Origin of the sequence: Nostocoides jenkinsii Ben 74 (assembly GCF_001046875.1) — a bacterium.
Lineage (GTDB): Bacteria > Actinomycetota > Actinomycetes > Actinomycetales > Dermatophilaceae > Nostocoides_A > Nostocoides_A jenkinsii.
Genome location: NZ_HF571038.1, coordinates 1,702,198 through 1,728,138, shown reverse-complemented (window position 1 = coordinate 1,728,138; position 25,941 = coordinate 1,702,198). Strand labels below are relative to the sequence as shown.

The window sequence follows — 25,941 nt, the reverse complement described above, 5'->3', positions numbered from 1 at the left end:
CCGGCGCGTCGAGTACGGGTACTCATGCCGTTTCGCGCGCGAGCCGGTTGAATGACCGCCATGAGCGATGACCCTGGCTCCGGTCCGAGACCCCGAACGCCCAACCCGGCAACGCCGATCTCCCCGGCGCAGTGGGGATTTCTGCGTGAGGAAGTGCACCGCTGGGAGCGGGACGGGCTGATCGACGGCCCGACCGCGACGGCGATCCGCGGTCGGTATGTCGAGCAGCACCGCTTCGGCTTCGCCCAACTCGCCCTCGGCCTGGGTGGGTCGCTGGTGGTCGTCGGCCTGATCTGGTTGGTGGCCAGCAATCTTGACCTCGTCTCGCCGCTGGTGCGCTTCGCCATCGTCGTGCTCATCTGGCTCGCCCTGATGTTCGGCAGCGAACGCCTCGACGGGGCAGTGGCGGGAGCCGGGCGTCTCCTGACCGCTGGAGCCTTCGGGGCGGTCGTCTTCCAGGCGGCGCAGAGTCTGCAGGTGCCCGCTTACGAGCCCAAGCTCGTGCTCGCTTGGGCGGTCGGCGCCCTGGTTTATGCGTATGCCGTGCGCTCGCACGCCGCGCTCGTCGTCGGCCTCGGCGCGCTGACCGTGTGGTTCGTGTGGCAGAGCGCGGAGACCGCCAACGGGATCATCGGCTTCATCGCAGCGTTGCTGTTCGCCGCGGTTCTGGCGTTGGCGGGGGCGTTGCTGCACCCGTCGTCGTGGGCATCGTTCGCCGGCGTATGGCGCTTCGTCGCCGCCGCCCTCCTTTTCGCGGGTCTGTTCGCCAGTTCGCTGCCGAACTACGACGACCGTGGCGAGTGGCCGGTCGTGCTGACGATCGGGATCGTCGTGGCCCTAGTCGCGGCCGCTGCGGCCGTGGTGCGGGCCGACCGGCTCGGTCGGCTCGAGATCGCGGGGGCGAGCGTGCTCGCGGTGGCCGGGCTTGGGCTGGCGTTGTGGTGGCCCGGCGACTCGATGGACACCGCCAACGGGGTGCAAGCCTTATCCGCGGCGATGTGGGTGCGCACGGGCCTGTCGCTCGTCGTCTATCTGGCCGCCGTTGTCGGCGTGGCGCTGATCGGCGAGCGCCGGGATGCGCCGTCGTTGACCGCGCTGGCCATGGCGGCCGTGGTGATCTTTACAACGGTGCAGGCCTGGGCCGTCTTCGCGCCAATCATCTCCGGCGCAACGCTTTTCCTGGTTGTCGGATTGATCATGCTGGCCTCCGGCGTGCTGGCCGAGCGCACCAGACGGCAACTCGCCAAAGATGACCACGGCCCGATCGGAGCGACGGCATGAGCGGCATACGCAGCATTCGAATCCGAAGCCTGCCGATGATCGGCGCGGTGGTGGCGCTCCAGGCGGTGCTGGTGGGGGCCGCTGTGGCGCCGCAACTCTCGGCGCGTGTCAGCGGACAGGAGATCCGGCTTGAGGTCGGCGTTGTCGATCCGATCGATCCGTTCCGGGGCGCCTATGTCGACCTCGGCTACCCGGGGCTGGTTCAGCAGCCAAACGGGATGAACCCCGCCGACCCGAATCCCGACGCTCCGGGGATGGAGGAGCGCGGCGCGGCATACGTCCCGCTGGTGAAGGAGGGGGACGTGTGGGTGGGGAAGAGCATCGAACGCACGCGCCCGGACGGGCTGTATCTCGCCTGCGACGACTCCAGTTGGCGGCTGCGCTGCGGCATCGAGAGTTGGTTCCTGCCGCAGGGGAAGGCGAGTTCGCTGGATGCGTCGCTGCGGGAGCGGAAGGCCGTCGCGACCGTCAAGGTCGACGGCCGCGGTAATGCGGCCCTGGTGAGCATCGCCGCTCGGTGACCTACCCGTGGGTAGGTCAGACGTTCCGTCACCCTAGGGTGCCGAAACGTCTGACCGTGTCCGCGGCCGACCCGCCGGCTGGTGAAATGCCGGGGCGGGGCGGGCGCGGCATACCTATCCTTGGGGCATGCGTGTTGGTGTGTTCGGTGCAACCGGTCAGGTCGGCGGGGTCATGCGGACCCTCCTTGCGGAGCGGGGCTTCCCCGTGGACGACATCCGCTACTTCGCCTCGGCGCGGTCGGCGGGCACGACGCTGCCGTGGGCCGACGGGGAGGTGACGGTCGAGGACACCGCCACGGCCGACTTCTCGGGCCTGGACGTCGCGCTGTTCTCCAATGGCGGGTCGAGCTCGAAGGAGTACGCCCCCAAGGTCGCCGCGGCCGGTGCCGTCGTCATCGACAACTCCAGCGCCTGGCGCAAGGACCCGGACGTGCCGCTGGTGGTGAGCGAGGTCAACCCCGATGACCTGCTCAGCATCCCCAAGGGCATCGTCGCCAACCCCAACTGCACCACGATGGCCGCGATGCCGGTGCTCAAGCCGTTGCACGACAAGGCTGGGCTGGTCCGCCTGCACGTGTCGTCCTATCAGGCCGTGTCGGGCTCGGGCGGCAAGGGGCTGCAGGAATTGGATCGGCAGTTGCGCGGTGGGTATGCCGCGGGCGACCCGATGGCGCTGGCTCTCGACGGGGGCGCGGTCGCGATCCCCGACCCGCAGGTGTATGCCGTGCCCGTCGGCTTCAACGTCGTCCCCCTCGCGGGTTCGCTGGTCGACGACGGCTCGGGCGAGACGGACGAGGAGCAGAAGCTGCGCAACGAGTCGCGCAAGATCCTGCACATTCCTGACCTGCGCGTCTCCGGCACCTGCGTCCGGGTGCCGGTGTTCAGTGGGCACTCGCTGGCGATCCACGCCGAGTTCTCCGGCGACATCAGCCCGGACGAGGCGCTCGACCTGCTGAAGAACACCCCCGGTATGGTCGTGGCCGATGTGCCCAACCCCCTGGCCGCGACCGGCCGCGACGAGGTCTTCGTCGGCCGCGTCCGCGCCGACCAGGCCGCCCCCGAGGGCAAGGGCCTAGCGCTGTTCGTGGTCGGCGACAACCTCCGCAAGGGCGCCGCCCTGAACGCCGTCCAGGTGGCCGAGGAGTGGCTGGCCCGCCGGTAGGTTTTGGCCCTTCCGAACTTCTGCTAGCAGCAGTTAGTCAACTGTGGACACCTTGCAAGTTGTCCGCAGTTGACTAACTTGTGCTGAGTTGCCGCGGCGGCGCGGGCAACGACGCGGCGACGCGCTAGGCGGGCCGCTTGGCCAAGAGGTCGTTCAGCGCCTCGATCTCCGCGGACTGCGCATTCACCATCGACTGTGCCAGGGCGCGGACTTCGGGACGCTTCGTCCGGGCCAGCACGGCCTTCGCCATCTCGACTCCACCCTTGTGGTGGGCGATCATCAGCGTCAGATATGTGCGCTCCGCCGGGACGCCCGTCTCCTCGGTGAGGCGGGCCATGTCGGCGGGGCTCGCCATACCCATCATGGGGGTGTCGGGGGTGGTCGCGGTGCTGCCGTGACCCGCGTGGCCGCCGCCGCTCATCCACGCCATCGGCGGATCGTCGCCGGTCTGCGGGAGTCCCCACAGCGTGAGCCAGGCATTCATCTGGCCGATCTGCTGCTGCTGGCTGGTGATGATGTCAAAGGCGATCCGGCGGATGTCTTCGTCGTCGCTACGGTCCCGGATCAGGAACGAGAGTTCGACCGCCTGCGCATGGTGGTCCTGCATGTCTCGCGCGAACCCGGCCTCGGCGCTGTGGGTGTCGGGGGTGCCGGAGCGATGCCCGAGCGCATAGCCGCTCGCCGCCCCGAGCAGCAGCGCCACGACGCCCACGATCGCCGCGAGAATCGAACGGCGAGAGGCGGATTCGGTCATGCGACTTTCCCGTCGGCGTCCATCCCGCCCGTGCAGGCGGCGCCGAGCTCGGGGGTCCCGGGGCCGAGGCGGTAGCTCTTGATGAACTCAGCCAGGCGTGTGTCTCCTACCCCAGTCAGGTGGATTTGCTTGCCCCAGGCCGAGGCCACGACCGGGGAGGGGAGACCGTCGTATGGCGATACCACCATGAACGTGTTCGGCACCTCCTTGCGGAGCTTCTCCACGTCCGCGGTGGGCAGCTTCGGGTCGTACGTCACCCACACCGCGCCGTGCTCCAGCGCGTGCACGGCGTTCTCGTTGGGGACTGGCTTGTCATAGATCCCACAGTTGAGCCAGGTGGGGGAGTGTTCGCCGCCGGCGGGTGGGGTCTCGGCATACTTCACCGGGGTATTGGTGTGCTTGCCGGCGGGGTAGTCGAAGCTGAGGACTGCCCCCATCTGCGGTTTGTTGGATTCCTGGTGCAGGATCGCCCACCCCACGAGCCCGCCGATCACGGCCACGGCGGTCGCGCCCGCGGCGATGATCGTCAGCTTCGTGCGCCGGTCTGCCTTCGCTTGCTGCGCGCGCGCCGCCTCAAGTTGGGCCTGTCGCGCCGTCCGCGCGTCCTGCTGGTTCTTCTTCGCCACGGGCCTGCCTGTCAGTGGTGAGGGAAAAGTCAGGGTCGCACGCTAGGCGAGAAGTCTGACCGTTCGCTGGGAGCGCGGGGCAGAAGTCCATTGTATGAAGGCTTACGGGCATACAATGAGGTATGGCCGCGGCAACCTCGCGCGGCGAGCCCTGCGCTGATCAGGTCGAGGAACTGTTGCGCGGAGCCACTGCCATCTCCAACGCCAACCTGGCAGAGGTGATCGACCTGCTCATCCGCGTCTTCGGCTTCCCAGAAGATGAGGTGCTCGGCGATCTGGCCTTGATGCGGGACGCAGGGCTGGACATCATCGACGTCGACGCCGCAATCGCCACCCGCGCGGCCCTGGTGCGGTCGGCGCACTACGGCAGCAAGACGAGCTCGGTGAGCCTCGCCGATTGTGTGGCGCTCGCGACGGCTGAACGGCTTGGGTACCCCCTGGCTACTGCCGACCCGGACCTGCTGTGGGTGTCGCGGGACGAGATGGTCGGGGTTCATCCGCTGCGTGACAGTTCCGGACGGATGCCGTCCGGCTGATTGGGGGACCGAGGGCCTCGTCGTCCTGGCTCGCAGGGTGCTCGCTTCGGCTGAAGGCCGCCCGCCCACTTGACACGGATGCGTTCGTAGGATGCAATATATTGCATGCCGATCCCCCACGACGCCGGAAGCAGCGCGGTCAAGCGCGGCTTGCTTCGCGACGATGTGTATGCCCGTTTGCGGGACGCCATCGTCGACGGCACCTTCTCCCCGGGCGAGCAGCTGAAGGACCAAGACCTCGCGGAGTGGCTCGGCGTGAGCCGGACGCCGGTGCGCGAGGCGATCCTTCGCCTGAGTGCCGCGGGGCTCGTCTCCGCCGCCCCCGGTCGCTCGACGATCGTTGCGCCACTGGAGGGCAACGCGATCCGTGACGCCCAGTCCGTCGTTGCCGCGATGCACCGACTCGCGGTCGAACTCGCGGTGGCCCGGCTCACCGCCGCCGACCTGGCGGCAATGCGAGCGGCGAATGCGGGCTTCGCGGCCGCGATGCGCGCGGGGGATGCCGATGCCGCGCTGGCTGCGGATGACGCCTTCCACGCGATTCCCGTTGCGGCAGCGTCGAATTCGGCGATTGTGACCGTGCTCGATCAGTTCACACCGGTGCTGCGCCGCCTCGAGCGGCTCCGCTTCGCTTCCCTGACCGGGCGCGCCTCGGTCGCCCTCCACACCCGCCTGGTCGACCTGTGTGAGGCCGGGGACACCGCCGCCGCGGCGGAGGTCTCGCACGAGACGTGGCAAAGTCTCGGCCCCTTGCTCTCCACTCTCGACGTCGACTGAACCCGCCCGCCCAAGCCGGCCACGCGGCATACGCCCAGCAAGAAATCAACCCCACCCCGCCGAACCACTCCGCCACACAAAGGATGAGAGATGAAGCTCGATCAGTTTCCCCGCTACCCACTGACCTTCGGGCCCAGCCCGGTTCACCACCTGCGGCGCCTGTCCGACCACCTCGGCGGCGCCCAGGTCTGGGCCAAGCGGGAGGACGTGAGCAGCGGGCTGGCTTACGGCGGCAACAAGATTCGCAAGATGGAGTACATCGTCCCGGACGCCATCGCCTCCGGGGCCGACACGCTGGTCTCGATCGGCGGCTACCAGTCCAACCACACCCGGCAGGTCGCGGCCGTCGCCGCCCACCTCGGCATGAAATGCCGTCTGGTGCAGGAGAAGTGGGTGCCCTGGGATGACCCGGTGAACGACAAGGTCGGCAACATCCTGCTCTCGCGCATGATGGGCGCGGACTCGCGACTCGACCCCGCCGGCTTCGACATCGGCATCCGCGACTCCTGGAAGGACGCGCTGCGCGAGGTCGAGGAGGCGGGCAGCACGCCATACGCCATCCCCGCCGGCGCCTCCGAGCACCCCCTCGGCGGGCTCGGGTTCGCGAACTGGGCCTTCGAGGTCGCCGAGCAGGAGAAGCAGTTCGGCGTCTTCTTCGACACCATCGTCGTCTGCACTGTGACTGGCTCGACGCACGCGGGCATGATCGCCGGCTTCGCCGCGCTGGAGGAACTCACCGGAGTTAAGCGCCGCGTGCTCGGCATCGACGCCTCCGCCACCCTGGAGAAGACCCGCGATCAGGTCGCCCGGATCGCCCGCCACACCGCCGAGCTGATCGAGCTCGGCCGCGACATCCGCGATGACGAAATCCAGGTGCTCGAGGGCTGGGCCGGAGAGCTGTACGGTCTGCCCGTGGAGTCGACGATGAGCGCCATGGCGATGGGCGCGCAGCTCGAGGCGATGATCACCGACCCGGTCTATGAAGGCAAGTCCCTCGCCGGGCTCATCGACCTGGTCAAGGACAAGGACATCCCGGCGGACTCGACGGTGCTCTATTCCCACCTCGGCGGGCAGCAGGCGGTCAACGCCTACCACTCGTTGTGGGACCCGGTGAAATGAGCGACGCAGGAGCTCCTATTTCACCGGAACAGCGAGAATGTACGAGCGGAGCGAGCGCGATGCCTTTGCATGAAGTGACCAATGGCGCTGGTGCGCAGCCGGATTCGAAGCTCCTAGCGGAGGTCGCGCAGCGTGTCCTGTGGCTGTCCACGCGCATCGTCGACGCGGCGAACCACGACCGCGCCACCGGCGATGGGGTGAAGGTCGGCGGCCACCAGGCCAGCAGTGCGAGCCTGGTGACGGCCATGACCGCGCTCTATTTCGCGCATCTCGACGCGCCGGACCGCATCTCCGTCAAGCCGCACGCCTCGCCGGTGCTGCACGCGATCAACTACCTCCTCGGCAATCTCGACCGCTCCTATCTCCCGACGCTGCGCGCTTTCGGTGGGCTGCAGTCCTATCCGTCGCGCACCAAGGACCCCGATCCGGTCGACTTCTCGACCGGTTCGGTGGGCCTCGGCCCGGCGGCGCCGCTCTTCGCGGCCGTTGCCCGCAGGTATGTCGATGCGCACTTCGGTGCCCGCCCCGCCTCGCGTTTCATCGCCCTGCTCGGGGACGCCGAACTCGACGAGGGCAACATCTGGGAGGCCATCGCCGACCCGGCCACGCAGGGTCTCGGCAATGTCATGTGGATCGTCGACTTCAACCGGCAATCTCTGGACCGCGTGGTGCCTGGCATCCGAATCCAACAGTGGCGCAGTCAATTTCAGGCAGCGGGCTGGCATGTCGTCGAGGTGAAGTACGGTCCTCGGCTCACGGCGGCATACGCCCAGCCCGGGGGAGCGGCGCTGGAGGCGTGGATCGATGCCATGCCCAACGAGCGCTACCAATCCCTGTTCGGGCTCGACCCGGCGGGCGTTCGCGAGCGTTTCCTCGACGGCGCGCCCGCCGAGGTGGTCGGCTTCTTCGACGGTATGCCGGACGCGGACCTCGCGAGCCTGGTCACCGATCTCGGGGGTCACGATGTGGAGGCGATGCTTGCGGCGTACCGCGCCTGCGACGCCGAAACCGACCGTCCCAGTGTGGTTTTCGCGTATACCGTCAAGGGGTGGGGTCTGCCGCTGGCGGGCAACCCGCGCAACCACTCCGCGCTGCTGTCGACCGAGCAGGTGGGTGAGCTGCGCACGCGGATGGGTCTGACGGCCGAGACGGAGTGGGATCGCTTCGACCCGACGACCGCAGCTGGTCAGTGGGCCGGCGTGCGCGCCGAGCACCTGCGCCGCGATCCGGCGCAAGAGCGCCAACCGCTGCCGGTCCCGGCCGCAACGGCGCTCAAGTCGGCCAAGCCGATGTCGACCCAAGAGGCCTTCGGTCGCATCCTCGTCAGCCTCTCGCGCGTCGACGGCGTCGGCGATCACATCGTCACCACCGCGCCGGATGTCGCGACCTCGACCAACCTCGCCGGCTTCATCAACCGCACGGGTGTCTTCCACCCGGAGGAGAAGGTCTCGTGGAGTCCCGATCCGCTCGTGAAGTGGACGGAATCCCCTGCGGGACAACACATCGAGCTCGGCATCTCGGAGATGAACCTCTTCCTCAACCTCGGGATGCTCGGCCTCGCGTGGGACCACTCCGACCAGCTGCTCCTGCCGGTCGGGACGCTCTATGACCCCTTCGTCCTGCGCGGACTCGACGCCTATGTGTATGCCGCCTACTCCGGCTCGCGCTTCGTCGTCGCCGGCACGCCCTCGGGTGTGACCCTCGCCCCCGAGGGCGGCGCGCACCAGTCGACGATCACGGCGTCCGTGGGGATCGAGCTGCCCAACACGACGCTGCTGGAGCCGGCGTATGGCGCGTGCGTCGACTGGCTGCTCTGCCACGCATTGGCGCGGATCGCCGACCCCGGCAAGGGTGACGCGCTCGGCAAGACCGAGGACGGCAGCTACTACTTCCGGCTCACGACGCGCCCGATCGACCAGGCGCCTTTCGAGGCGGCCAGGGAGCGGCTGGGCGAGGCGACCTTGCGCCGGCAGGTGCTGGCCGGCGCCTACCGGCTTGTCGACGCGGGGGAGACACACGGAGCGCCGGTCGTCCAACTCGCTGCCTCCGGGGCGGTCATGCCCGAAGTCCTCACGGCCGCAGCGGAACTCGCGGACGAAGGCATCCTCGCCCATGTCATCGATCTGACGTCCGCCGACCGGCTGTATGCCGCGTGGCAGCGCACGCTGCGCCAGGGCATCCGCACGGCGACGACCCCGTCGATCCCGGGTGCGTTGCGGGCGGCCTTCGACATGCGGGCTCCCGTCGTGACCGTGCACGATGCGTCGTCGCATGCTCTCGCCTGGCTCGGCTCGGCGCTCGGGGTGCCCTGCGTGCCGCTCGGCGTGGATTCGTTCGGGCAGTCGGGGACGGTGGCGGACTTGTATGAGGCGCACGACCTCACGTCCGGCTCGATCGTCAACGCCGCGCTCGCCGCGCTCGCGCTGCGCTGACGTCGGGTGTCGGGGAACGGTCATACGATCGGCTCGTGAGCGAGCACATCGACCCGACCCCGGCCACCGAGCACGCGAGTGATCTCGGTCTGGATTTCGTTGTCACGCAACATGGTCCGGTCAAGTCACTCGCCGAGGCGGCCGCAGCACGCGGCGTGCCCCCGGCCGACATCATCAAGACGCTCGTGGTGCGCCGGGCCGATGACGACTTCCTGTTCGTCCTCGTGCCCGGCGATCGCGAGATCTCGTGGCCGAAGCTGCGTGGGCTGCTCGGCGTCAATCGTCTCTCCATGCCGGACGCGGCGACCGCCAAAGCGGTCACGAGCTACGAGCGCGGCACCATCACGCCGCTCGGCGCGTCAACCGCCTGGCCGGTCATCGCGGATGCGACCATCCCCGGTCGCCGGATCTCCCTGGGCGCCGGCCGTCACGGTATGGCGCTCGGCCTCGACGCCGATCCGCTGCTCGCCGCCCTCGGCGCGCAGGTTGCCGACATTAGCGAGCCGCAGTAGCCGGTTTGTCCAGGATCAACTGGGCGAGAACGCCATTGTGGTCGCTCACCGGAGGAGTCGGCGTGAGCACGTGCCAGGCCGTGGCATCGAAGCCGCGCTGCCACATCCAGTCGATGCAACCGCCACCCGCGCCAAAGCCATTGAACGTCTGCCGCGGTTCGCTCGTCGGGAAGATCGCCGTGAGGGCGCGAGCCAGGGTGCGGTATGCCGGGCTGCCGGGCTCATCGTTGAAGTCACCGGCGAGGACCAGCGGTCCATCGCGAAGCGATTCGACCAGTTCGGCTAGCTGTTGCGCCGACGCGGATCGGCTTGTCGCACACAGCTGGTCGAGGTGCGTGCTCGCGATCGTGACCTCCACCCCGGAGACCCGATGGCGATAGCCAGCCCATGTCACCATCCGTGGGCAGTCCTGGGTGGCTGTCCACGTTGACGGGATGGTCCGGGGCGTGGCCGAGAGCGCGAGGTGGTCGTATGCCGTGACCTCCCACCGATCCGCCCGGTGCACGACCGCGCAGTGCTCATCGCTCGACCCGCCGCGTCGGCCGAGCCCGGTCCACTCCAGCGGCGCATCCGGCGGGGCGTCTCGTCGCACGTCCTCGAGCATCGAGAAGTGCGCTTCTTGCGTGGTGATGAAGTCCGGCTGGACGCGATCAAGGAGCGCACGGAAGCGCGGTCGCCTCGACGCCCAGTCGTTCGGCGGCGGGTCGGCCGGACCGCGCAGATTCTGCGTGAGCACCCGGATCTCCATGGCCTGAACCTAAACCCTTTTGCGAATCTCCCGGACGGGGTCCTCGCGAAGTACCGGAGCGAGTTGGCGAGTGAGGAAACTTCGTGGGGTGTCTTAGACGTCGGTCACCCAGTGGCGCCAACTCTGCGTCACGACCATGCCCACCGCGAGATAGACCCCCAAAGCCCCCGTCCGGCTGTCCGTCGACAGCTCGGAGCGCGTCGCCCCACGCCGCCGACCCTCTTCGAAAGCATCGACGAGCAGCGCACGAGCCAGCCCCCGACCACGGTGGTCGCGGCGGACGGCGAGCTGATCGACATACGCACAGTTCTGGCTATCGAGGATGAGGCAGGCGATGCCGACCGGCTCTCCCGCCTCGTCGGTGACGAAGCGAATCTGCCAGGGAGAGAACCCGGTTCGCCCGACGATCCGGGGCCGCCAGTCTTCGAAGGACTGCGGGGTGCGGTCCGGCCACTCATTGAAGGCATCCTCGATCAGCTGGTATGCCGCCCGCTCGTCCGCCGCCGTGAACTCCCGAATCGCGTAGCCCGGCGGGAGCGGTTGCTGCGCGATCTCGGCGCCCTCGGGCACCTCGAGAACCCAGGAAGTCCACAACGTCCGGTAGCCGCGACCGCGCAGCAGCGACTCCGCGGGGGATCCCTCGAACTTCGACTGGCCGACGAGCGTGCCGCCCCTTGCCCGGGCGGTGTGCTCCGTCCAGGCGGCGAGCCACGTCCCGATGCCCCGACCGTGGTGGCTCGGGAGCACGGCGCCGTCGGCGCGCCGAGCGCCAAAGACCTCGGCGGCGCCCACGAGCACGTCGCCCTCGAAGACCCCGATCGACTCCGTTGCCAGGTCGAAAGATGAACGAGACCAATCAGATTCGATGTCCTCCGGTTCCACCATTCGGTGCCCCGTATTGACGAACTCGTCCTCGACATACACCCGGAAGGTCGCGTCGAGGTCGCTCATCGCGAGCGGCCGGGTAACCAAGCCGGCGGGAAGTGGAGGCAGCGTCATACCCACCAGAGTGCGGCACCGACCCATGTCGAGGCCAGCGAATATCCCGAGGTCACGGCACGACGACGACCGGGACAGTGGCGTTGCGCAGGATCTTGGCGGCGCTGGAGCCGAGGAAGACCTGCGCGAGCCGATGCGTGGAGGAGGACCCGACCACGAGCACCTCGTCGCTGGCCCAGTCGACGCTGGCCAGGGCCGCGGCCCAGGATGCGCCTTCGGAGACAATCGTCGTGACGGCATCGGCCGCAAAGCCGCTGTCGCGCAGGTGCGCCGCCGCCTCGTCGAGCCCGGAACGGGCCTGCGCAAGCCACTGCTGGAAGACACCAAGTTCAGCTCCGCGGACGGCGGACGTCACCATGGTCTGCGGGCGGACCGCGAAAGTCACCAGGCGCAGACTCGCGCCGACGCGCAGACAGATCGACGACACCTGATCGAGTAACGTCCAACTGGCGTCATCATCGCGAAAACCCATGGTGACGCGGGTGATTCGGGCGTCACCGTCGGCGCGATAACCCCGTGGGGCGATCGCGACGGGGACTTGCGCCGAGTGCAGCAATCGGTCGGTCTTGGAGGTCGGGGTGACCCGGCCGTGCGGACCGTTTTCGCCCGAACCGACCACCACGAGCGAGGCCGCCAGACGATCCGTGGCCTCCAAAATGGCTTGCGGTACGGACCGTCCACTGACCCAGGTCGCCTCCCCCAGGACATCGGGATGCTGCGCCAGAAGTGCCAGGGCTGCAGCCGAACTGGCCTCACCTTCTTGGGCGGCCCATTGCTGGAAGGCTCGGTCGGTGTCGCCCGCAACGGCGGTCTCCCAGCCGCGCGGCACGACGGTCAGGGCGTGGACGCGGTCCGCCTCAGACCGGGCGAACTGGCATGCGAGAGCGATGGCACCGCCGTCATCCTTGTGGGGGCTGTAGCCGACGAGATAGGTCATTCCTCACCCTCCCGGCGACGACCGCTCGGTTCGGCGATCTCCTCCTCGTCCACATAGTGATTCAAGGTGGCGTGGCGCCGCCCGTAGGCGAAGTAGAAGGTCAGCACGATGGAGATCCACACCGCGAAAATGACCCAGGTGATGGCGGCCAGGCCATAGAGGATGTAGAGGCAGGCCACGACGGTCAGGATCGGTGTCACCGGATAGCCCGGGATCTTGAACGGCCGCTCCAGATTGGGATGGGTCCGGCGCATGACCATGATCCCAATCGCGACCATGGAGAAGGCCATCAGGGTGCCGATCGAGACCGTGTCCCAGAGATAGTCCGCAGGCACGAACCCGCCGATCAGCGCGACCACGATCGAGACGACGATGGTGTTAAAGGTCGGCGTCATGGTCTTGGGATTCACTTCGAGGAATCGCTTGGGGATCAAGCCATCCCGGCCGATCGCGAACAAGATTCGGGTCTGGCCATAGAGGGTCACCAACGTGACGGAGAAGATCGAGATCACGGCACCGGCAGCCAGGACGGTGCTCCAGACCTCGTTGCCGGTGATCTCCTTGAGGATCAGGGCGAGGCCGGCCTCGCTGTTTTCGGAGTCCTCGAAGAAGGACACGGGCTTGGCGGCCAAACCGGCGGCGGCGACGGCGAGGTAGATGCCGGAGACGATCGTCAAGGCGCCAATGATGGCGCGCGGCAAGGCCTTTTGTGGATCCTTGACCTCCTCTCCCGCCGTCGCCACCGCGTCAAGGCCGATGAAGGAGAAAAAGATGGTGCCAGCTGCGGCACTGATGCCGGCGAAACCCTTGCCAAAGAAGTTGGAGAAGTGGTCGGCGTTGAAGGCCGTGAACCCGATGACGGAAAAGAGCAGCAGAACCCCGAGCTTGATCAGGACCATGATCGCGTTGATCTTCGCCGATTCGGAGGCGCCGCGGATCAGCAGCAGCATGCAAAGCAGCACGAGCACGACAGCGGGCAGATTGATCAGCCCCCCGGTGGCGACGCCGTCGGTGCCCGGGATGGGCGAGATCGACAAGGCCCGGGGCAGTTGCCACCCGATGGTCTCGTGCAGGAGCTCATTGAAATAGCCGCTCCAGCCGACGGCGACGGCCCCCGTCGCCACGCCATACTCCAGCAGCACGCAGCCCGCGATGACGACCGCTACAAGCTCGCCGAGCGCGTGGTAGGCATAGGAATAGGTCGACCCGCTGACCGGGATCGCCGACGCCATCTCCGCATAGCAGAGCGCCGACAAGCCCGCGGCCAGACCAGCGACGAGGAACGAGACCAGCACGGCCGGGCCCGCCTTGGGGACCGCCTCCCCGAGGACGAAGAAGACGCCGGTCCCGACCGTCGCCCCGACCCCGAACATCATGAGTTGGAAGGTCGTCAGATTGCGCGCGAGTTCCTCGCCCTCGTGATGGCGGTGCTGGAAGACGATCGGCTTACGGCGGCGTAACTGTTGGGCGAGGGGCAGGGACATTTCGGTGACCTCCACTCGTGGACGCTCGTCAAGTCTGTTCAAGATAGCGCTGCCTGGCCGAGACCGCGAGGGATGCGCGAGCGATGCATACCCTGGTGCGTATGCCCGTTCGTCGCGCCCTCATCCGCCGCCCCGGTCTATTGCTCGCCGACGGCCTCGTTACACACATCGACAAGCAGCCTGTGGACCTCGATCGCGCGCTCTCCCAATGGCTTTCGTATGCCGAAGCTCTCCGCTGCGCGGGCTGGGAGACCGTCGAGGTGCCGCCGGCTGATGACTGTCCCGATGCCGTCTTCATCGAGGACCCGGTCGTCGTCCAAGGCGATCTCGCCATCCTCGCGAGGTCGGGTGCCCCCGAGCGGCGTGGCGAGTCCGCCGGCGTCGAGGCGACGCTGCGCGACCTCGGCTACCGGATCGCCCGCATTGAGGAGCCGGGGACGCTCGATGGGGGAGACGTGCTGCGGGTGGGGGGCACGGCATACGTCGGGCTTGGTGGACGCACGAATGGCGCGGGAATCCAACAACTTGCAAACCACCTGCGGGAGTTCGGGATTCGCACGCAAGCGGTGACCGTCGAGCGCGCCCTGCACCTGAAGTCGGCGGTCACGGCACTGCCGGACGGCACGGTGATCGGCTGGGATCCGGTGGTGGACTGGCCGGGCGCGTTCCCGGCATACGAGGGGATGCCGGAGGAGGGCGGCGCCCATGTCGTCATCCTCGACCCGGACCACTTACTGATGGCCGCGAGTGCCCCGCAGACGGCCGATCTGCTGAGGGGTCGCGGCTACCGCGTGACGACCGTGGACATCAGCGAGTTCGAGAAACTCGAAGGCTGCGTCACGTGCCTGTCGGTGCGCCTGCGCTGAGCGAGGCGAGGACCTCGCGCGCGGCATCCGTGCCGGAGCGCACGGCGCCCTCCATGTAGCCATTCCAGCGGGTGGCGTATTCGGCTCCGGCCCAATGGATTCGGCCGATCGGCGGGCGCAGGGCCTCGCCATATGCCGTCCACACACCGGGGGCGAAGTGGGCGCCATAGCAGCCCCGCGAGAACTCCTCGGCGCTCCAGTCCTGCTCGGCATAGTCGATCGGATTGGCAGCCTCCGGACCGAAGTACCGAACGAAGCAGTCCAGGACCGTGCGCCGGCGCTCGGCCTGCGTCAACCGAACCCAACGGCGGGCGTCGCCGCCCTCGACGAAGCCCAACAGGATGCCCACCTCACCATTGGGTGGGGAGACATCGAAGGTCACCTTGACCGGTCCGCGATCCGAGGCGGCCTGCCCGTTGAGCCCGGCCTCCCGCCAGAACGGGGTGGGGTATGCCGCGAACGTCTTGGCCACCGCGCCCGCGGGCAGCTTCTGCGTGAGCTGGTCGCGCCAGCTCGGCAGGATGGGGTCGTAGTCGATGCGCCCGGCCAGCGTGGGCGGGATGGCGACGATGACGCGGTCGGCATCGTGGGTGGCGCCGTCGCGGCATACCGCTCGAATGCCGTTGGGGGACTGCTGAATTCCGCGCACGGGGGAGTCCAGCCGGATGTCCAGGCCCTCGGCGAGTGACTCGGCAATGCGGATCGTCCCGCCGACGACGCGGTCTTGTTGCGCGCCGTGGTCGACCGCGAGCAACGTCTCCAAGTCGGCATTGCTCGCGGTGTAGAACAGGGCGTGCAGCAGGGAGAGGTCGCTCGGGTCGGCGGCGAAAACGGCCTCGGTCGCGATCCGGAAGTAGGCGCGCCCGCTCGGGGTGCGCAGGTTGCGGCGGATCCAGGTCTCGAAGGTTTGCCCGTCGAGCGTCGCTGCGTGTGCGTGCTGCCACGGCCGTTCGGGATCGACGCCTTTGGCCATCCGCGCAAAGCGCAGCAGCCCCTGCCCGAGGTCGGCGAGGGCGAACGGGCTGAGCTTCGGCACGGCGCCCTTCGTCGGCTTCATGCGCGACTGACGGCCGGCCAAGTCGACCAGCAGTTGACCGTCGTCGTTATAGGTGCGGAAGGTTGGCAGGCCGAGTTCGGCGGCGAGGGCATACATGCGCTCGTGCCGCTCGCCGATCCACGTCCCGCCGAACTCGACGGCCTGCCCAGCCACCGAACCGCCCATGACACGGCCGCCGACGCGCGAGCGCGCTTCCAGGACAACGCATTCCACGCCGGCCTGGGTGAGTTCGCGCGCTGCGCTCAGCCCGGCAAGGCCGGCGCCGACGATGAGGATGCGGGTCATCCCGCCATCCTCGACGCTCGATCCCAGCGGCGCCAGAGCCCGCGAACCAGCGCCGGCCGGACATCCCCGCTGGGCACGACAGCCGCGCCCCGTTCCTCCCACGCGGACGCGAGCGGCCACGCCTCGTCCGGCGACGTCGCGGTGGCGACCCACTCGCGTTCGAGAGCGCGCGCTCGCGGCGCGTGTCGGCATACGCCTGCGGGTCGCGGGTCCAGCCGCGATGAAGGCGCTCGTGCCGCCACCACAGGTGGGCGGTGTCGGCGCGATTGCTCAGCCCGGTGGGCTGTGGCCACGACGGGGGAGCCAGGGCGACCGGTTTGAAGAGCGAGGTGCACGGCGCGGCGGTGCCGGTCACCCAGTGTTCGCCGGTCGTCGCGTTAGCAACCCACGAGGCGGTCGTCTGGGTGCTGGTCAGCAGGCCGCCGGCGTGGGCGCAGGGTGCCGCCAGCGCGCCATTGGCTCCCCGGTAGGCGATCGATCCGTCGCCGCCGTGATCGCGCAGCGCTGACATCAGGTCGAGCACACCATCGGCGGCCTGCGCAGCCGCGCCCGTGCGTGCCTGGCGCACGGAACACTGGGCCACCCGGCCGCGGAGGGGATCGGCATACCGCTCGGCGAAGCCGGGGATGGTCAGGCCGTTGGAGATGGACCGCGCACCGCGGACCTCCTCGACCGCGTGCCGCCGGCCCGCCGTCTCGAGGACCACGGCGCCGGTAGGGTCGGCGATGAGATAGGAGTTGTCGTAGCGGAAGCGCGGATGCTCCTGGCTGGCCCCGCCACCCTGACCGTGTTGCTCCAGCAGGCTGACGATGACCTGCACGGCCTCATGCCGATTGCTCGCCCGCTCCAGCGCCAGCCGCAGCAGGTCCATCCCCGTCAAGTCGCCCCCGCCGTCGCCCGCCCGCCGCGTGAAGACCGCCTCGTTGCCGATGGTCAGCCCATGCTCATTGGTGCCCATCTCGGCGCCCCACATCCACCACGGCCGCGAGATCAGCACGGCATTGGTCTGCGCGACTTGGTCGATATCGGTGTGCGTCAGGCGGATTCGTCCGGGTTCGTGGCGCGCGGCGGCGTGAAACTCCACCTGCTGCGCCTCGACCGGATCGCGATCCGAGTTCTTGGCGAACAGCACGCCGGCATCGGTGAGGTGCACGAGGGTGTCGCACATGCGCTCATCATGCACCCGAGGGCGTGCGGGACGTCGTCGGTGCGGCTTGAATCAAACTCGTCAGCGGGTCCGAGAGCGAAGTGCCGCAAGGGTTTTGGTGCCCCAGCGGATGTTTTCCTGCTCGAAGGCGAGCCCCCGCAGGAGCGTCAGGTAGGGGCCGATGCGCTCGGCGGTCGCCAGGTAGTCCGCCTCCGACTGCCCGTCGAGCATCGCGGCCTGCCGTCGCTGGTAGCGGGCAAGCTTGTGTTTGGCCGCCTCAAGGCGCAACTCGACGGCGTCGGCAACCGCATTGATGTCGCCGGCATCCACAGCCTGCACCTGGACCAGCAACTCGTCACGGATCGCGCTCTGCTTGGGCCGTTGGCGGGTGAACCGTCGCACCTCCGCGTCGCCGGATTCGGTCAACCGGAATACCCGCTTGGTCGGGCGGTGCTCTTGCTGAACCGTTTCGGCGCGGATCAGGCCGTCTCGTTCGAGCCGGTCCAGCTCGCGGTAGAGCTGCTGCGGGGTGGCGGACCAGAAGTTTGCCACCGTCGTCCCGAAGTCCTTGGTCAGGTCGTAGCCGGAGGCTTCACCCACGACCAGGGCGGCGAGGATCGCGCTACGCAGGGGCATGGCGTCACCTTAGCCATCGCAACTTGCCCGCCGTTCGGGCTCGGTGACGTCGCCCACGTCACGCCGGTGACTCCTGGAAGGAGGTGACGAGGGGCGCTAGCGTGGGGTCTCGGCATACTCAACAAAGTGACTAGGAGCCCGGGAATGCATGCGTTCCGGAAGTGCGTCGAGGCGCGAGACCTCGACGGGATGCGAGACCTGCTCGCCGACTCGGTGCAGTTCACGAGTCCCGTTGCGTACGCGCCCTATCCGGGCAAGGCGATCACCGCGGCAATCCTCGAGACCGTGATCGAGGTCTTCGAGGACTTCCGGTATGTCCGCGAGATTGTCGACGGCGACGACAGCGCGTTGGTCTTCACCGCCACGGTGGACGGTCGTGAGATCACGGGCTGCGACTTCATCCACGTCGACGCTGACGGCCGGATCGACGACTTCATGGTGATGGTCCGCCCGCTCAGCGCGGCGCAGGCCCTGTCGGCGGCGATGGCGGCGCGCTTCGACGGCACGAAGATGCGGGCGCTGGAACTCGCGACGGGAGGCGCGCGGTGAGCGGCGCGGCATACCCCCATCTGTTGGCACCCCTCGATCTCGGGTTCACGACGCTGCCCAACCGGGTGATCATGGGGTCGATGCATGTCGGCCTGGAGGAGGTCGAGGGCGGGTTCGAGCGGATGGCCGCGTTCTATGCCGAGCGCGCCCGCGGGGGCGTCGGGCTGATCGTCACCGGCGGCATTTCGCCGAACGAGGCGGGTCGGCCGTATCCGGGCGGCGCCATGCTGACGAGTCCGGCGGAGGCCGAACGGCATCGGGTCGTGACGGAGGCCGTGCACGAGGCCGGTGGCCGAATTGCGTTGCAGATCTTGCATTTTGGGCGCTACGCCTATCATCCGGAGGCAGTCGCGCCGAGTCCGCTCAAGGCGCCCATCGCGCCCTTCCCGCCGCACGAACTCAGCGCGGCCGAGGTGGAGCAGACGGTCGAGGACTACGTGCGGTGCGCGCGGCTCGCGCAGTCGGCGGGCTATGACGGCGTCGAGATCATGGGCTCCGAGGGTTATCTGATCAACGAGTTCATCGCGACCGAGACCAACAAGCGCACGGACGAGTGGGGCGGGGACTACGCCAACCGGATGCGCTTCCCGACCGAGATCGTGCGCCGCATCCGGGCGGCGGTGGGGCCGGAGTTCATCGTGATCTATCGGCTGTCGATGCTCGACCTGGTGCCCGGTGGCTCGACGCTGGATGAGGTGGTGCGGCTGGCCAAGGAGATCGAGGCCGCGGGTGCCGACATCCTCAACACCGGGGTCGGCTGGCATGAGGCGCGCATCCCGACGATCGCGACGATGGTGCCGCGCGGGGGGTACGCGTGGGTGACCAAGAAACTGATGGGTTCCGTCTCGATCCCGCTGGTCACCAGCAACCGGATCAACACTCCCGATGTCGCCGAATCCCTTCTCGCGCAAGGGTATGCCGATCTGGTCTCGATGGCGCGGCCCTTCCTGGCCGATCCCGAATTTGTCGCGAAAGCGGCGGCCGGGACGCCGGACGCGATCAACACGTGCATCGGCTGCAACCAGGCCTGCCTGGATCACACGTTCGCGATGAAGCTGACGTCGTGCCTGGTCAACCCACGCGCCTGCCACGAGACCGAGTTGGTGATCGCGCCGACGGCGACGCCGAAGCGGGTGGCTGTGATCGGGTCCGGGCCGGCGGGGTTGGCGGCGGCGGTGACGGCCGCGCGGCGGGGTCACCAGGTGACGTTGTTCGAGGCGGCCGATCGGATCGGCGGGCAGCTCAACGTCGCCCGCGAAGTCCCCGGGAAGCAGGAGTTCGACGAGACCCTGCGCTACTACCGCCACGAACTTGATGCTTTTGAGGTGGAGGTGCGTCTCGGGAAGCGGGTGGATGCCGCGGAGCTGGGCGGCGCGGCATACGACGAAGTGGTGTTGGCGACCGGGGTGACCCCGCGCGTGCCGGACATCGACGGGGTCGATCACCCGAGTGTTGTCGGCTACCTCGATGTGCTGAGCGGTGCGCGGGAGGTGGGAGAGCGCGTGGTGATCCTGGGCGCGGGCGGCATCGGCTTCGACGTGGCCGAGTTCCTAACCGACCCGGGGACCGATTCGTCCCGCGACATCGCGGCCTTCCTGCAGGAGTGGGGCGTCGATGCCGAGCAGCGCGCGCCCGGTGGGCTGATGACGCCCGTGCGGGAGAAGTCGCCACGCCAGGTCACGCTGGTGCAACGGAAGGCCTCGAAAGTCGGTGCGGGACTAGGCAAGACGACCGGCTGGATTCACCGGACCGAGCTGCAAAATCGGGGTGTGACGTTCGTGGCGGGCGCGGCATACGACCGGATCGACGACGCCGGCGTGCACATTCGGGTCGGCGAAAAGGCGGCCGTGTTGCCGGCCGACACCGTGGTCCTGTGCACGGGTCAGGAGCCCCAACGGGAGCTGTATGACGCTCTGGTCGCCGCCGGCCGCACCCCCCACCTGATCGGCGGGGCCGACGTGGCCGCCGAGCTGGACGCCAAGCGCGCGATCGACCAGGGGACCCGCCTCGCGGCTGCGCTCTGAGCCCGGGCGTGGGCCGTGGCGCCCGCGATGGCCTGGTGCGTTGGGCTCGCGGACGCAATAACCTGACCCGCAGCGGCGGCCACCGGGTCCACGTAAAGCGCCATTTCTGGTGGCTTTCCCCAGGTTCAGTTCTGACCGCGCTGCAAGCGGGCCTGCTCGACGCGTTGCCGTCGTTCCTCGCGAAGGCGCCAGTGGGGGTCGCTAGGGCCATCCTGTTGAGCTGGGCCATACAGGTGCCAGCCGATGTAGCGGATTCTCCAGCCGATGCGATAGAGGAGGGAGAGACCGTCGGATTCGGGCTTGCTCATGATGCAGTCCTGTCATTTAGGGCACTAATAACTAGTGCCCTAAATATTAGCACGAGATAGACTGGGCGCCTCATGAGCACCGATGCTGACACGTACGCCTCTGACCTGCTGGCGCTCGATCAACAGGTCTGCTTCGCCCTCGCTGTCGCCGCTCGCAATGTCATCGGGCTGTATCGACCGCTACTGCAGCCGATGGGGCTGACGCATCCGCAATACCTGGTGATGCTCGCACTCTGGGAGAAATCACCGAGTTCCCTCACGGAGCTCGCTGGCCGCTTGTCATTGGAACCGGCCACTTTGTCGCCGCTAGTCAAGCGGCTGGAAGCCGTGGGATATGTCACGCGCGCCCGCGACGCGAAGGACGAGCGGGCCCTCGCGGTCACGCTAACCGAGGAGGGCGCGGCCCTGCGCGCGTACGCCCCGGCCGTGCCGGCTGGCATCGTCGCACGCCTCGGCATGCCTCTAACTGAATTAGAAGAGCTGCGCGACCGGCTGCACGTCGTGATCGAAGCAACGCGGCGTGCTCACGCCAACGGAGGATAGGGCTCATCGTGGCTGGCTCCCAGAGGTGCGCGCCCAACGAGCTGAGGTTGGACTCAGGCGTCCCCGGGACGCAATAACGTGACGGACGGGGACTGGCGGACGCAATAACCTGGCGCGGACGCAAGAGCTTTTGCGTCCGCGCCAGGTTATTGCGTCCGCGGCAGTCGCTCGGCGATGCTGCACAGGATCTGAGCGGTCTGCTCAACCGACGCCAGGTCGACCCATTCGACGTCGGCGTGCGCGCCTTCCCCGATCGGGCCCAGCAGAATTGTCGGTATGCCCGCGCCGGCCAGCAACGCGCTGTCGGCCCAAAAGCTCGCTCCCGCAGGAGAACTCGTCGCCCCCACGACCGCCTCGCGTGCGTCCAAAGCGGCCTGCACCAGCGGATGGTCGGCGCTGGTTTCGAGTGGCTCGCGCTGGAGGTCCAGCGTCACCTCGAAGCGCGCGTCCGGCATCGCTTCGCGAGCGCGATCCACGACGGCGTCGAGTTCGGCTAGCACCGTGGCTCCCGACTCGCCGGGCAGGGTGCGGCGCTCGACCCGAAGGACGCAACGGTCCGGAATCGTCGAGACCTCCGTGCCGCCCTCGATCAGCGATGCGTGCACGGTCCCCGGTCCGAGCAACGGATGCGCGGCCTCGGCCAAGGTGGTCTGCAGCTCCGCCAGGCCAGTGAGCACCGGACCCATGGCGACGATGGCGTCGACGCCAAGGTGTGGCCGAGAGCCATGCGCGGCAACGCCATACGCCGTCACCGTCAGCCACGCGAAGCCGCGGTGCGCGGTCACCACCTCCAACTCGGTCGGCTCGGTGACGACCGCGGCGTCAGCGGAGAGCGAGGCGAGGACGTCCTCCATGCCTTGGCTGAGGTTCTCCTCGTCGGCGACGGCGGCCACGACGATCCGGCCGCGGTGCTCCGGAACATCGAGCCGTGCTGCCGTGACCAGAGCCGCCGCCAAGCCGCCCTTCATGTCATAGGTGCCCCGACCATGCATACGTCCGCCCTCGATGCGCGGGGCGAGCGGCTCGCTCATCCCGGCGAGGCCGACGGTGTCGAGATGCCCGCACAGGACCAGCGTCGGCCCGGGCGCGCCGCGGGTGGTCGAGATGAGCAGGCTCGGACGCTCCGGTGATCCGTGTCGGGTCACCGCGAGTCCCCGCTCGCCACACCAAGTTTCGAGATGATCGGCCAGCGGCGCCTCGCCCGCACCGGTCGAATCGAGCCCGGGATTGACCGAGTCGATGGCAACCAGATCCGTGAGCAACGACAGCAGCTCGGGGGAGATGTCGGTCATTCGTTAGTCCTCGTTCGCGAGTCGGTAAAGCACGGTGGCGAGCACGTCGGCGCCCGCGTGGCAGGCCTCGGGGGTCGAATACTCCCTCGGATTGTGGCTGATCCCGTCGTATTCGCCGCGGACGAAGATCATCGCCGTCGGGGCAATCGCGGCCACCTCCTGCGCGTCGTGTCCGGCGCCGGAGATCAGGTGCCGAAACTCGTGGCCAAGATCCTCTATCGCCTGCGCGATCGCCTTCTGCACACCCTCATCGAAGGGCACCGGCGCCGTGCGCGCCATCCGCTTCGTGCGGACGGTCAGGCCGGCTTCTTCCAAGGATTTGAGGTATGCCGCGAGCTCGCCTTCCGCCGCCGACAGCGCCTCTTCGTCGGGGTTGCGGAGGTCGACGGTCAGGATGGCTTGGTGCGCAACGACATTCGTCAGTCCGGGGGCGAGTCGCAGTTGACCGATGGTGCCGCGCAACTCGCCATACCGACGGGAGTCGACGAGTTCCTGTACGTGGGTGATGACGCGGGCGGCGGCAAGACCGGCATCGCGCCGGAGCTCGGTGGGGGTGGTCCCAGCATGCGCGGAGCGGCCCTCGATGGTGACCTCCTGCCAGCTGATGCCCTGGACGCCAGTGACCACGCCAAGAGTCAGGCCCTCGGCGGCGAGAACGGGGCCCTGCTCGATATGGCATTCGACGTAGGCGTGCGGCGGTTCGAGCTGGGCCGGATGCGTTCCGTTCCATCCGGTGCGGGCCAATTCCGCTGCGAGAGTGGTGCCTTCGGCGTCTGTTAGGGCGTGCGCGTGGGCGATGTCGATGCGCCCGCACGCCACCGCCGAGCCAAGCATGTCGGTGCCGAAGCGAACGCCTTCTTCCTCGGTGAAGAAGCCGATGTCGATCGGCCGCCGCGTGGAGAGCGCGAGTTCGTCGAGGGCCTGCACGGCCTCCAAAGCCGCCAGCACGCCGAGGCATCCGTCGAACGCACCCGCGGTCGCGACGCTGTCGATGTGGGACGCGGACATGACCGGGGCGGCATCGGGATCCGTGCCGCCTCGCCTCGCGAAGACATTGCCCATGGCGTCGACTCGCACGGCGAGGCCAGCCGCGCGCATCCATCCGACGACGAGCTGACGACCCGCGGAATCCGCGTCGGTGAGCGCGAGCCGGTTGACGCCGCGCAGGCCGGAGTGGGCGTCATACTCCCCGACCTCGGCGAGCTCCATCAGGCGCGACCAGAGGCGCTCGCCGTTGATGTGCAGTGGAGTGTCCATGGTCAGGTCCGTTCAGGCGGGATTGGCGGCGGCGCCCTCGGTGCACAAGAGCACCACGGTGGCGTCGGCGGGGAGATTGAGGTCGGCGAGCGCGCCGGTGGCGACCATGGCGAGGAGTCCAGCGAGTGGCGCGGCGCCGCACGGGCCGGCGTCGATGCCCGCGGCGCGGAGGATGGCTTGGGCGGCGCGGGCTTCCGAATCCGTCACGGCGACAACGGCATCCAGTCCTTCGGAGAGCGCGGGCCAGGCCGCGCTCGACGGCGTACCGCAGTTCAGGCCGGCCATTGTCGTCGCGGTGGTGGCGACTGAGAGGGGTTCGCCGACCTGCCGGCTCGCGAGGACACATGCGGCGGTGACGGGTTCTACGGCGAGGAGGGCCGGGCGGGCGGCGCGGCCGGGGGTGCGGTAGTGCTCGATCACGCCCTGCGCGAGTGACCCGACGCCGACAGGGATGACGACGAGATCGGGTGTGCGGCCGTCCGCGGCGAGTTGCTCATCGACCTCCTCGACGAGAGTGCGATAGCCCTCGACGATCCAGGCGGGAATCTCCTCATACCCCGGCCACGCCGTGTCCTGGACGAGCAGCGCGCCCGTCTCGTGGGCGTATGCCGTGGCGGCCGCCACCGCCCCGTCATAGTCGAGTCCGGTGGCCACGACCTCGGCGCCTTCGGCCCGGATGGCGTCGGCCGCCTGCGGGTGAACCCCGTCGGGGATGAAGATCGTTGCCGGTATGTCGAGCAGCGCCCCCGTGCGGGCCAGGGCCCGGCCGTGGTTGCCGTCGGTGGCCGTGGTCAGGCGCGGCGGGCGGGGCTCGCCGGCCGCTTCCAGGGCCGAAAGCGCTTGGTGCACAGCCCAGCTCGCGCCGAGCACCTTGAACGCTGGCAGGCCGAGACGGTTGGTTTCGTCCTTGACGAGGACCCGTCCGAGACCGACTTCGCGGGCAACCTCGGGGAGTACGGCGAGGCGGGTCGGCGCGTAGCCGGGCAGCGTGCGGTGGAAGGCACGCGCCGACGATAGGGGTGGGGGAGCGCTCCAATCGCGGGCGCCGGCGCGGTGGTGGTGCGCGCCGCTGCGCGGTGTGCTGTCCGTGGTCATGGTCATGACGCTAGGGCTCTGGCACTCTGTGGTCCAGCGAATGTTTTTGACGATTACTCATTGACGATCTAAAGGAATGCGCGATGTATGACCTTGGCCGGCTGCGTGTCCTGCGCGAACTCAGTCATCGCGGCACCTTGGCCGCGGTGGCCGAAGCGCTTGCCTACAGCCCGTCGACGATCTCGCAGCAGCTCACCCAGCTGGAGAAGGACGTCGGCGTCGCGCTCTTGGAGCCGCACGGACGTGGCGTTCGGCTCACCCCGCAAGCGCTTGTGCTCGTGGGTCACGTTGAACGCATCCTGCAGGTGCTCGACGAAGCTGAGGCCGACGTCGCCGCGTCCTTGACCACGCTGACCGGGACGGTGCGGATCGCCGCCTTCCAGAGCGCGATGTCGGCATACGTCCCGGCGCTGGTCGAGTGGCTCTCGGCCACACACCCTGGTCTGAGGGTGGAGGCGAGTCAGGTGGAACCGGAGGTCGCCATCCCGCGCCTGCGCGCCCGCGACCTGGATCTCGTTCTGACAGAGCGTTATCCCGGCGACGCCTCGCCCTGGCCCGCCGACCTCGATGCCGCCCCGCTCGCCGACGACCCATTGCTTCTGGTGGTGCCGTCGACAACTCCCCGCTCCCGCCGATCGCTCGCAGACTTTGCCGAGGCGCAGTGGGTCCTCGAGCCCGCGGGCACCACCTCTCGCCAGTGGGCCGAGTCCGTATGCCGCGCCGCCGGCTTCCTCCCCGACGTCCGCTTCGAAGCCACCGACCTCCGCCTCCACCTTGATCTCGTCGCCAGTGGCCGTTGTATGGCGCTCCTCCCCGCCCTCGCCTTCGCCACCGGGCTGCCTGACGGCTGCCGCACCCTCACCCTCCGCGCGTCCCCTCACCGGCGGCTCGAGACGGTGGTGCGCCAAGGCAGCGCCACCCACCCCGCGGTCCTCGCGGTGCGTCACGCTTTGGTGCTCCTCGCCTCCCGTTCGTGACCAGCCGCGTTGATAAT

General features: G+C 68.6%; 25 protein-coding genes. 13 read left to right on the top strand and 12 right to left on the bottom strand.

What is annotated here, in order from left to right:
• Positions 1-60: 60 nt before the first annotated feature.
• From BN13_RS08020 to BN13_RS08010, 3 genes are all read left to right on the top strand, one after another.
• Positions 61-1,281, top strand: a complete 1,221-nt coding sequence (locus tag BN13_RS08020; RefSeq protein WP_162199932.1) for a DUF2157 domain-containing protein — start codon at positions 61-63, stop codon at positions 1,279-1,281.
• On the top strand, positions 1,278-1,802 hold the full coding sequence (locus BN13_RS08015) for a GDYXXLXY domain-containing protein (RefSeq protein ID WP_084733637.1): 525 nt from the start codon (positions 1,278-1,280) through the stop codon (positions 1,800-1,802). The genes BN13_RS08020 and BN13_RS08015 overlap by 4 nt, the downstream gene beginning before the upstream one ends.
• A gap of 127 nt (positions 1,803-1,929) precedes the next feature.
• Entirely contained in the window at positions 1,930-2,964 is a 1,035-nt protein-coding gene (locus BN13_RS08010; protein WP_048545866.1) for an aspartate-semialdehyde dehydrogenase, read from the top strand.
• Between the two features lie 124 nt (positions 2,965-3,088).
• Here the strand turns inward: BN13_RS08010 and BN13_RS08005 are convergent, their stop codons facing one another.
• Both BN13_RS08005 and BN13_RS08000 read right to left on the bottom strand, forming a co-directional pair.
• Positions 3,089-3,718 (bottom strand): DUF305 domain-containing protein, encoded by a 630-nt coding sequence (locus BN13_RS08005; RefSeq protein WP_048545865.1) that lies wholly within the window; start codon positions 3,716-3,718, stop codon positions 3,089-3,091.
• Positions 3,715-4,344, bottom strand: coding sequence for a DUF3105 domain-containing protein (locus BN13_RS08000; RefSeq protein WP_048545862.1), 630 nt, complete (start codon positions 4,342-4,344; stop codon positions 3,715-3,717). Before BN13_RS08000 ends, BN13_RS08005 begins: the two co-directional genes overlap by 4 nt.
• Before the next feature lie 122 nt (positions 4,345-4,466).
• On the opposite strand from BN13_RS08000, the gene BN13_RS07995 reads away from it, so the two are divergent.
• From BN13_RS07995 to BN13_RS07975, 5 genes are all read left to right on the top strand, one after another.
• Positions 4,467-4,880 carry a PIN domain-containing protein gene (locus BN13_RS07995; protein WP_048545861.1) on the top strand — a complete coding sequence of 138 codons (414 nt, stop codon included), beginning with the start codon at positions 4,467-4,469 and terminating at the stop codon, positions 4,878-4,880.
• A gap of 105 nt (positions 4,881-4,985) precedes the next feature.
• Positions 4,986-5,657, top strand: a complete 672-nt coding sequence (locus BN13_RS07990) for a GntR family transcriptional regulator (protein WP_048545860.1) — start codon at positions 4,986-4,988, stop codon at positions 5,655-5,657.
• Between the two features lie 90 nt (positions 5,658-5,747).
• Positions 5,748-6,776 (top strand): 1-aminocyclopropane-1-carboxylate deaminase, encoded by a 1,029-nt coding sequence (locus BN13_RS07985; protein ID WP_048545859.1) that lies wholly within the window; start codon positions 5,748-5,750, stop codon positions 6,774-6,776.
• Positions 6,777-6,835: 59 nt separating this feature from the next.
• Positions 6,836-9,208: a transketolase-like TK C-terminal-containing protein gene (locus tag BN13_RS07980; RefSeq protein ID WP_048545857.1), complete on the top strand. Its 2,373-nt coding sequence runs from the start codon at positions 6,836-6,838 to the stop codon at positions 9,206-9,208.
• A gap of 35 nt (positions 9,209-9,243) precedes the next feature.
• A complete protein-coding gene (locus tag BN13_RS07975) occupies positions 9,244-9,720 on the top strand; it encodes an aminoacyl-tRNA deacylase (RefSeq protein ID WP_048545855.1) in 477 nt (158 codons plus the stop codon).
• Here BN13_RS07975 and BN13_RS07970 read toward each other — a convergent pair.
• The 4 genes from BN13_RS07970 to BN13_RS07955 all read right to left on the bottom strand — a co-directional run bounded on the left by BN13_RS07970 (position 9,704) and on the right by BN13_RS07955 (position 13,888).
• A complete protein-coding gene (locus BN13_RS07970) occupies positions 9,704-10,468 on the bottom strand; it encodes an endonuclease/exonuclease/phosphatase family protein (RefSeq protein ID WP_048545853.1) in 765 nt (254 codons plus the stop codon). The genes BN13_RS07975 and BN13_RS07970 overlap by 17 nt on opposite strands.
• A gap of 93 nt (positions 10,469-10,561) precedes the next feature.
• Positions 10,562-11,467 carry a GNAT family N-acetyltransferase gene (locus tag BN13_RS07965; RefSeq protein ID WP_235433977.1) on the bottom strand — a complete coding sequence of 302 codons (906 nt, stop codon included), beginning with the start codon at positions 11,465-11,467 and terminating at the stop codon, positions 10,562-10,564.
• Between the two features lie 52 nt (positions 11,468-11,519).
• Positions 11,520-12,404, bottom strand: a complete 885-nt coding sequence (locus BN13_RS07960) for a universal stress protein (RefSeq protein ID WP_048545852.1) — start codon at positions 12,402-12,404, stop codon at positions 11,520-11,522.
• Complete coding sequence (locus tag BN13_RS07955) at positions 12,401-13,888, bottom strand: APC family permease (protein WP_048548997.1); 1,488 nt, start codon at positions 13,886-13,888, stop codon at positions 12,401-12,403. Before BN13_RS07955 ends, BN13_RS07960 begins: the two co-directional genes overlap by 4 nt.
• 101 nt (positions 13,889-13,989) lie before the next feature.
• Here BN13_RS07955 and ddaH point away from each other — a divergent pair, with 101 nt between their 5' ends.
• Positions 13,990-14,754, top strand: a complete 765-nt coding sequence (gene ddaH, locus BN13_RS07950; RefSeq protein ID WP_048545848.1) for a dimethylargininase — start codon at positions 13,990-13,992, stop codon at positions 14,752-14,754.
• On the opposite strand, the gene BN13_RS07945 is transcribed toward ddaH, so the two are convergent.
• Complete coding sequence (locus BN13_RS07945; RefSeq protein WP_048545846.1) at positions 14,726-16,096, bottom strand: flavin monoamine oxidase family protein; 1,371 nt, start codon at positions 16,094-16,096, stop codon at positions 14,726-14,728. The two genes, ddaH and BN13_RS07945, sit on opposite strands and share 29 nt — an antisense overlap.
• Positions 16,097-17,324: 1,228 nt before the next feature.
• Positions 17,325-17,879, bottom strand: a complete 555-nt coding sequence (locus BN13_RS07940; RefSeq protein WP_048545844.1) for a PadR family transcriptional regulator — start codon at positions 17,877-17,879, stop codon at positions 17,325-17,327.
• Positions 17,880-18,023: 144 nt separating this feature from the next.
• Here BN13_RS07940 and BN13_RS07935 point away from each other — a divergent pair, with 144 nt between their 5' ends.
• Both BN13_RS07935 and BN13_RS07930 read left to right on the top strand, forming a co-directional pair.
• Positions 18,024-18,428 (top strand): nuclear transport factor 2 family protein, encoded by a 405-nt coding sequence (locus BN13_RS07935; protein ID WP_048545841.1) that lies wholly within the window; start codon positions 18,024-18,026, stop codon positions 18,426-18,428.
• Entirely contained in the window at positions 18,425-20,452 is a 2,028-nt protein-coding gene (locus BN13_RS07930; protein ID WP_048545839.1) for an FAD-dependent oxidoreductase, read from the top strand. The genes BN13_RS07935 and BN13_RS07930 overlap by 4 nt, the downstream gene beginning before the upstream one ends.
• A gap of 125 nt (positions 20,453-20,577) precedes the next feature.
• On the opposite strand, the gene BN13_RS07925 is transcribed toward BN13_RS07930, so the two are convergent.
• Positions 20,578-20,760, bottom strand: coding sequence for a hypothetical protein (locus BN13_RS07925; RefSeq protein WP_048545837.1), 183 nt, complete (start codon positions 20,758-20,760; stop codon positions 20,578-20,580).
• Positions 20,761-20,832: 72 nt separating this feature from the next.
• Between BN13_RS07925 and BN13_RS07920 the strand changes: the two genes are divergently transcribed.
• Entirely contained in the window at positions 20,833-21,303 is a 471-nt protein-coding gene (locus tag BN13_RS07920) for a MarR family winged helix-turn-helix transcriptional regulator (protein WP_048545835.1), read from the top strand.
• Positions 21,304-21,449: 146 nt separating this feature from the next.
• Here BN13_RS07920 and BN13_RS07915 read toward each other — a convergent pair whose 3' ends face one another.
• Genes BN13_RS07915 through BN13_RS07905 form a run of 3 tightly spaced genes read right to left on the bottom strand, consistent with a single transcriptional unit; the run spans position 21,450 to position 24,947 of the window.
• Positions 21,450-22,595 (bottom strand): M20/M25/M40 family metallo-hydrolase, encoded by a 1,146-nt coding sequence (locus BN13_RS07915; protein WP_048545833.1) that lies wholly within the window; start codon positions 22,593-22,595, stop codon positions 21,450-21,452.
• Between the two features lie 3 nt (positions 22,596-22,598).
• Positions 22,599-23,852, bottom strand: a complete 1,254-nt coding sequence (locus tag BN13_RS07910; protein WP_048545832.1) for a Zn-dependent hydrolase — start codon at positions 23,850-23,852, stop codon at positions 22,599-22,601.
• Positions 23,853-23,864: 12 nt separating this feature from the next.
• Positions 23,865-24,947: a diaminopropionate ammonia-lyase gene (locus BN13_RS07905; RefSeq protein ID WP_048548996.1), complete on the bottom strand. Its 1,083-nt coding sequence runs from the start codon at positions 24,945-24,947 to the stop codon at positions 23,865-23,867.
• 83 nt (positions 24,948-25,030) lie between these two features.
• Here BN13_RS07905 and BN13_RS07900 point away from each other — a divergent pair, with 83 nt between their 5' ends.
• Complete coding sequence (locus BN13_RS07900; protein ID WP_048545830.1) at positions 25,031-25,924, top strand: LysR substrate-binding domain-containing protein; 894 nt, start codon at positions 25,031-25,033, stop codon at positions 25,922-25,924.
• Positions 25,925-25,941 lie beyond the last annotated feature (17 nt).

What these genes read in the sequence shown, in the direction of transcription:
- BN13_RS08020 (WP_162199932.1), top strand. Translation starts at nt 61, where the DNA reads ATGAGCGATGACCCTGGCTCCGGTCCGAGACCCCGAACGCCCAACCCG.
- BN13_RS08015 (WP_084733637.1), top strand. Translation starts at nt 1,278, where the DNA reads ATGAGCGGCATACGCAGCATTCGAATCCGAAGCCTGCCGATGATCGGC.
- BN13_RS08010 (WP_048545866.1), top strand. Translation starts at nt 1,930, where the DNA reads ATGCGTGTTGGTGTGTTCGGTGCAACCGGTCAGGTCGGCGGGGTCATG.
- BN13_RS08005 (WP_048545865.1), bottom strand. Translation starts at nt 3,718, where the DNA reads ATGACCGAATCCGCCTCTCGCCGTTCGATTCTCGCGGCGATCGTGGGC.
- BN13_RS07995 (WP_048545861.1), top strand. Translation starts at nt 4,467, where the DNA reads ATGGCCGCGGCAACCTCGCGCGGCGAGCCCTGCGCTGATCAGGTCGAG.
- BN13_RS07990 (WP_048545860.1), top strand. Translation starts at nt 4,986, where the DNA reads ATGCCGATCCCCCACGACGCCGGAAGCAGCGCGGTCAAGCGCGGCTTG.
- BN13_RS07985 (WP_048545859.1), top strand. Translation starts at nt 5,748, where the DNA reads ATGAAGCTCGATCAGTTTCCCCGCTACCCACTGACCTTCGGGCCCAGC.
- BN13_RS07980 (WP_048545857.1), top strand. Translation starts at nt 6,836, where the DNA reads ATGCCTTTGCATGAAGTGACCAATGGCGCTGGTGCGCAGCCGGATTCG.
- BN13_RS07970 (WP_048545853.1), bottom strand. Translation starts at nt 10,468, where the DNA reads ATGGAGATCCGGGTGCTCACGCAGAATCTGCGCGGTCCGGCCGACCCG.
- BN13_RS07965 (WP_235433977.1), bottom strand. Translation starts at nt 11,467, where the DNA reads ATGACGCTGCCTCCACTTCCCGCCGGCTTGGTTACCCGGCCGCTCGCG.
- BN13_RS07960 (WP_048545852.1), bottom strand. Translation starts at nt 12,404, where the DNA reads ATGACCTATCTCGTCGGCTACAGCCCCCACAAGGATGACGGCGGTGCC.
- BN13_RS07955 (WP_048548997.1), bottom strand. Translation starts at nt 13,888, where the DNA reads ATGTCCCTGCCCCTCGCCCAACAGTTACGCCGCCGTAAGCCGATCGTC.
- ddaH (WP_048545848.1), top strand. Translation starts at nt 13,990, where the DNA reads ATGCCCGTTCGTCGCGCCCTCATCCGCCGCCCCGGTCTATTGCTCGCC.
- BN13_RS07945 (WP_048545846.1), bottom strand. Translation starts at nt 16,096, where the DNA reads ATGACCCGCATCCTCATCGTCGGCGCCGGCCTTGCCGGGCTGAGCGCA.
- BN13_RS07940 (WP_048545844.1), bottom strand. Translation starts at nt 17,879, where the DNA reads ATGCCCCTGCGTAGCGCGATCCTCGCCGCCCTGGTCGTGGGTGAAGCC.
- BN13_RS07935 (WP_048545841.1), top strand. Translation starts at nt 18,024, where the DNA reads ATGCATGCGTTCCGGAAGTGCGTCGAGGCGCGAGACCTCGACGGGATG.
- BN13_RS07925 (WP_048545837.1), bottom strand. Translation starts at nt 20,760, where the DNA reads ATGAGCAAGCCCGAATCCGACGGTCTCTCCCTCCTCTATCGCATCGGC.
- BN13_RS07920 (WP_048545835.1), top strand. Translation starts at nt 20,833, where the DNA reads ATGAGCACCGATGCTGACACGTACGCCTCTGACCTGCTGGCGCTCGAT.
- BN13_RS07915 (WP_048545833.1), bottom strand. Translation starts at nt 22,595, where the DNA reads ATGACCGACATCTCCCCCGAGCTGCTGTCGTTGCTCACGGATCTGGTT.
- BN13_RS07910 (WP_048545832.1), bottom strand. Translation starts at nt 23,852, where the DNA reads ATGGACACTCCACTGCACATCAACGGCGAGCGCCTCTGGTCGCGCCTG.
- BN13_RS07905 (WP_048548996.1), bottom strand. Translation starts at nt 24,947, where the DNA reads ATGACCACGGACAGCACACCGCGCAGCGGCGCGCACCACCACCGCGCC.
- BN13_RS07900 (WP_048545830.1), top strand. Translation starts at nt 25,031, where the DNA reads ATGTATGACCTTGGCCGGCTGCGTGTCCTGCGCGAACTCAGTCATCGC.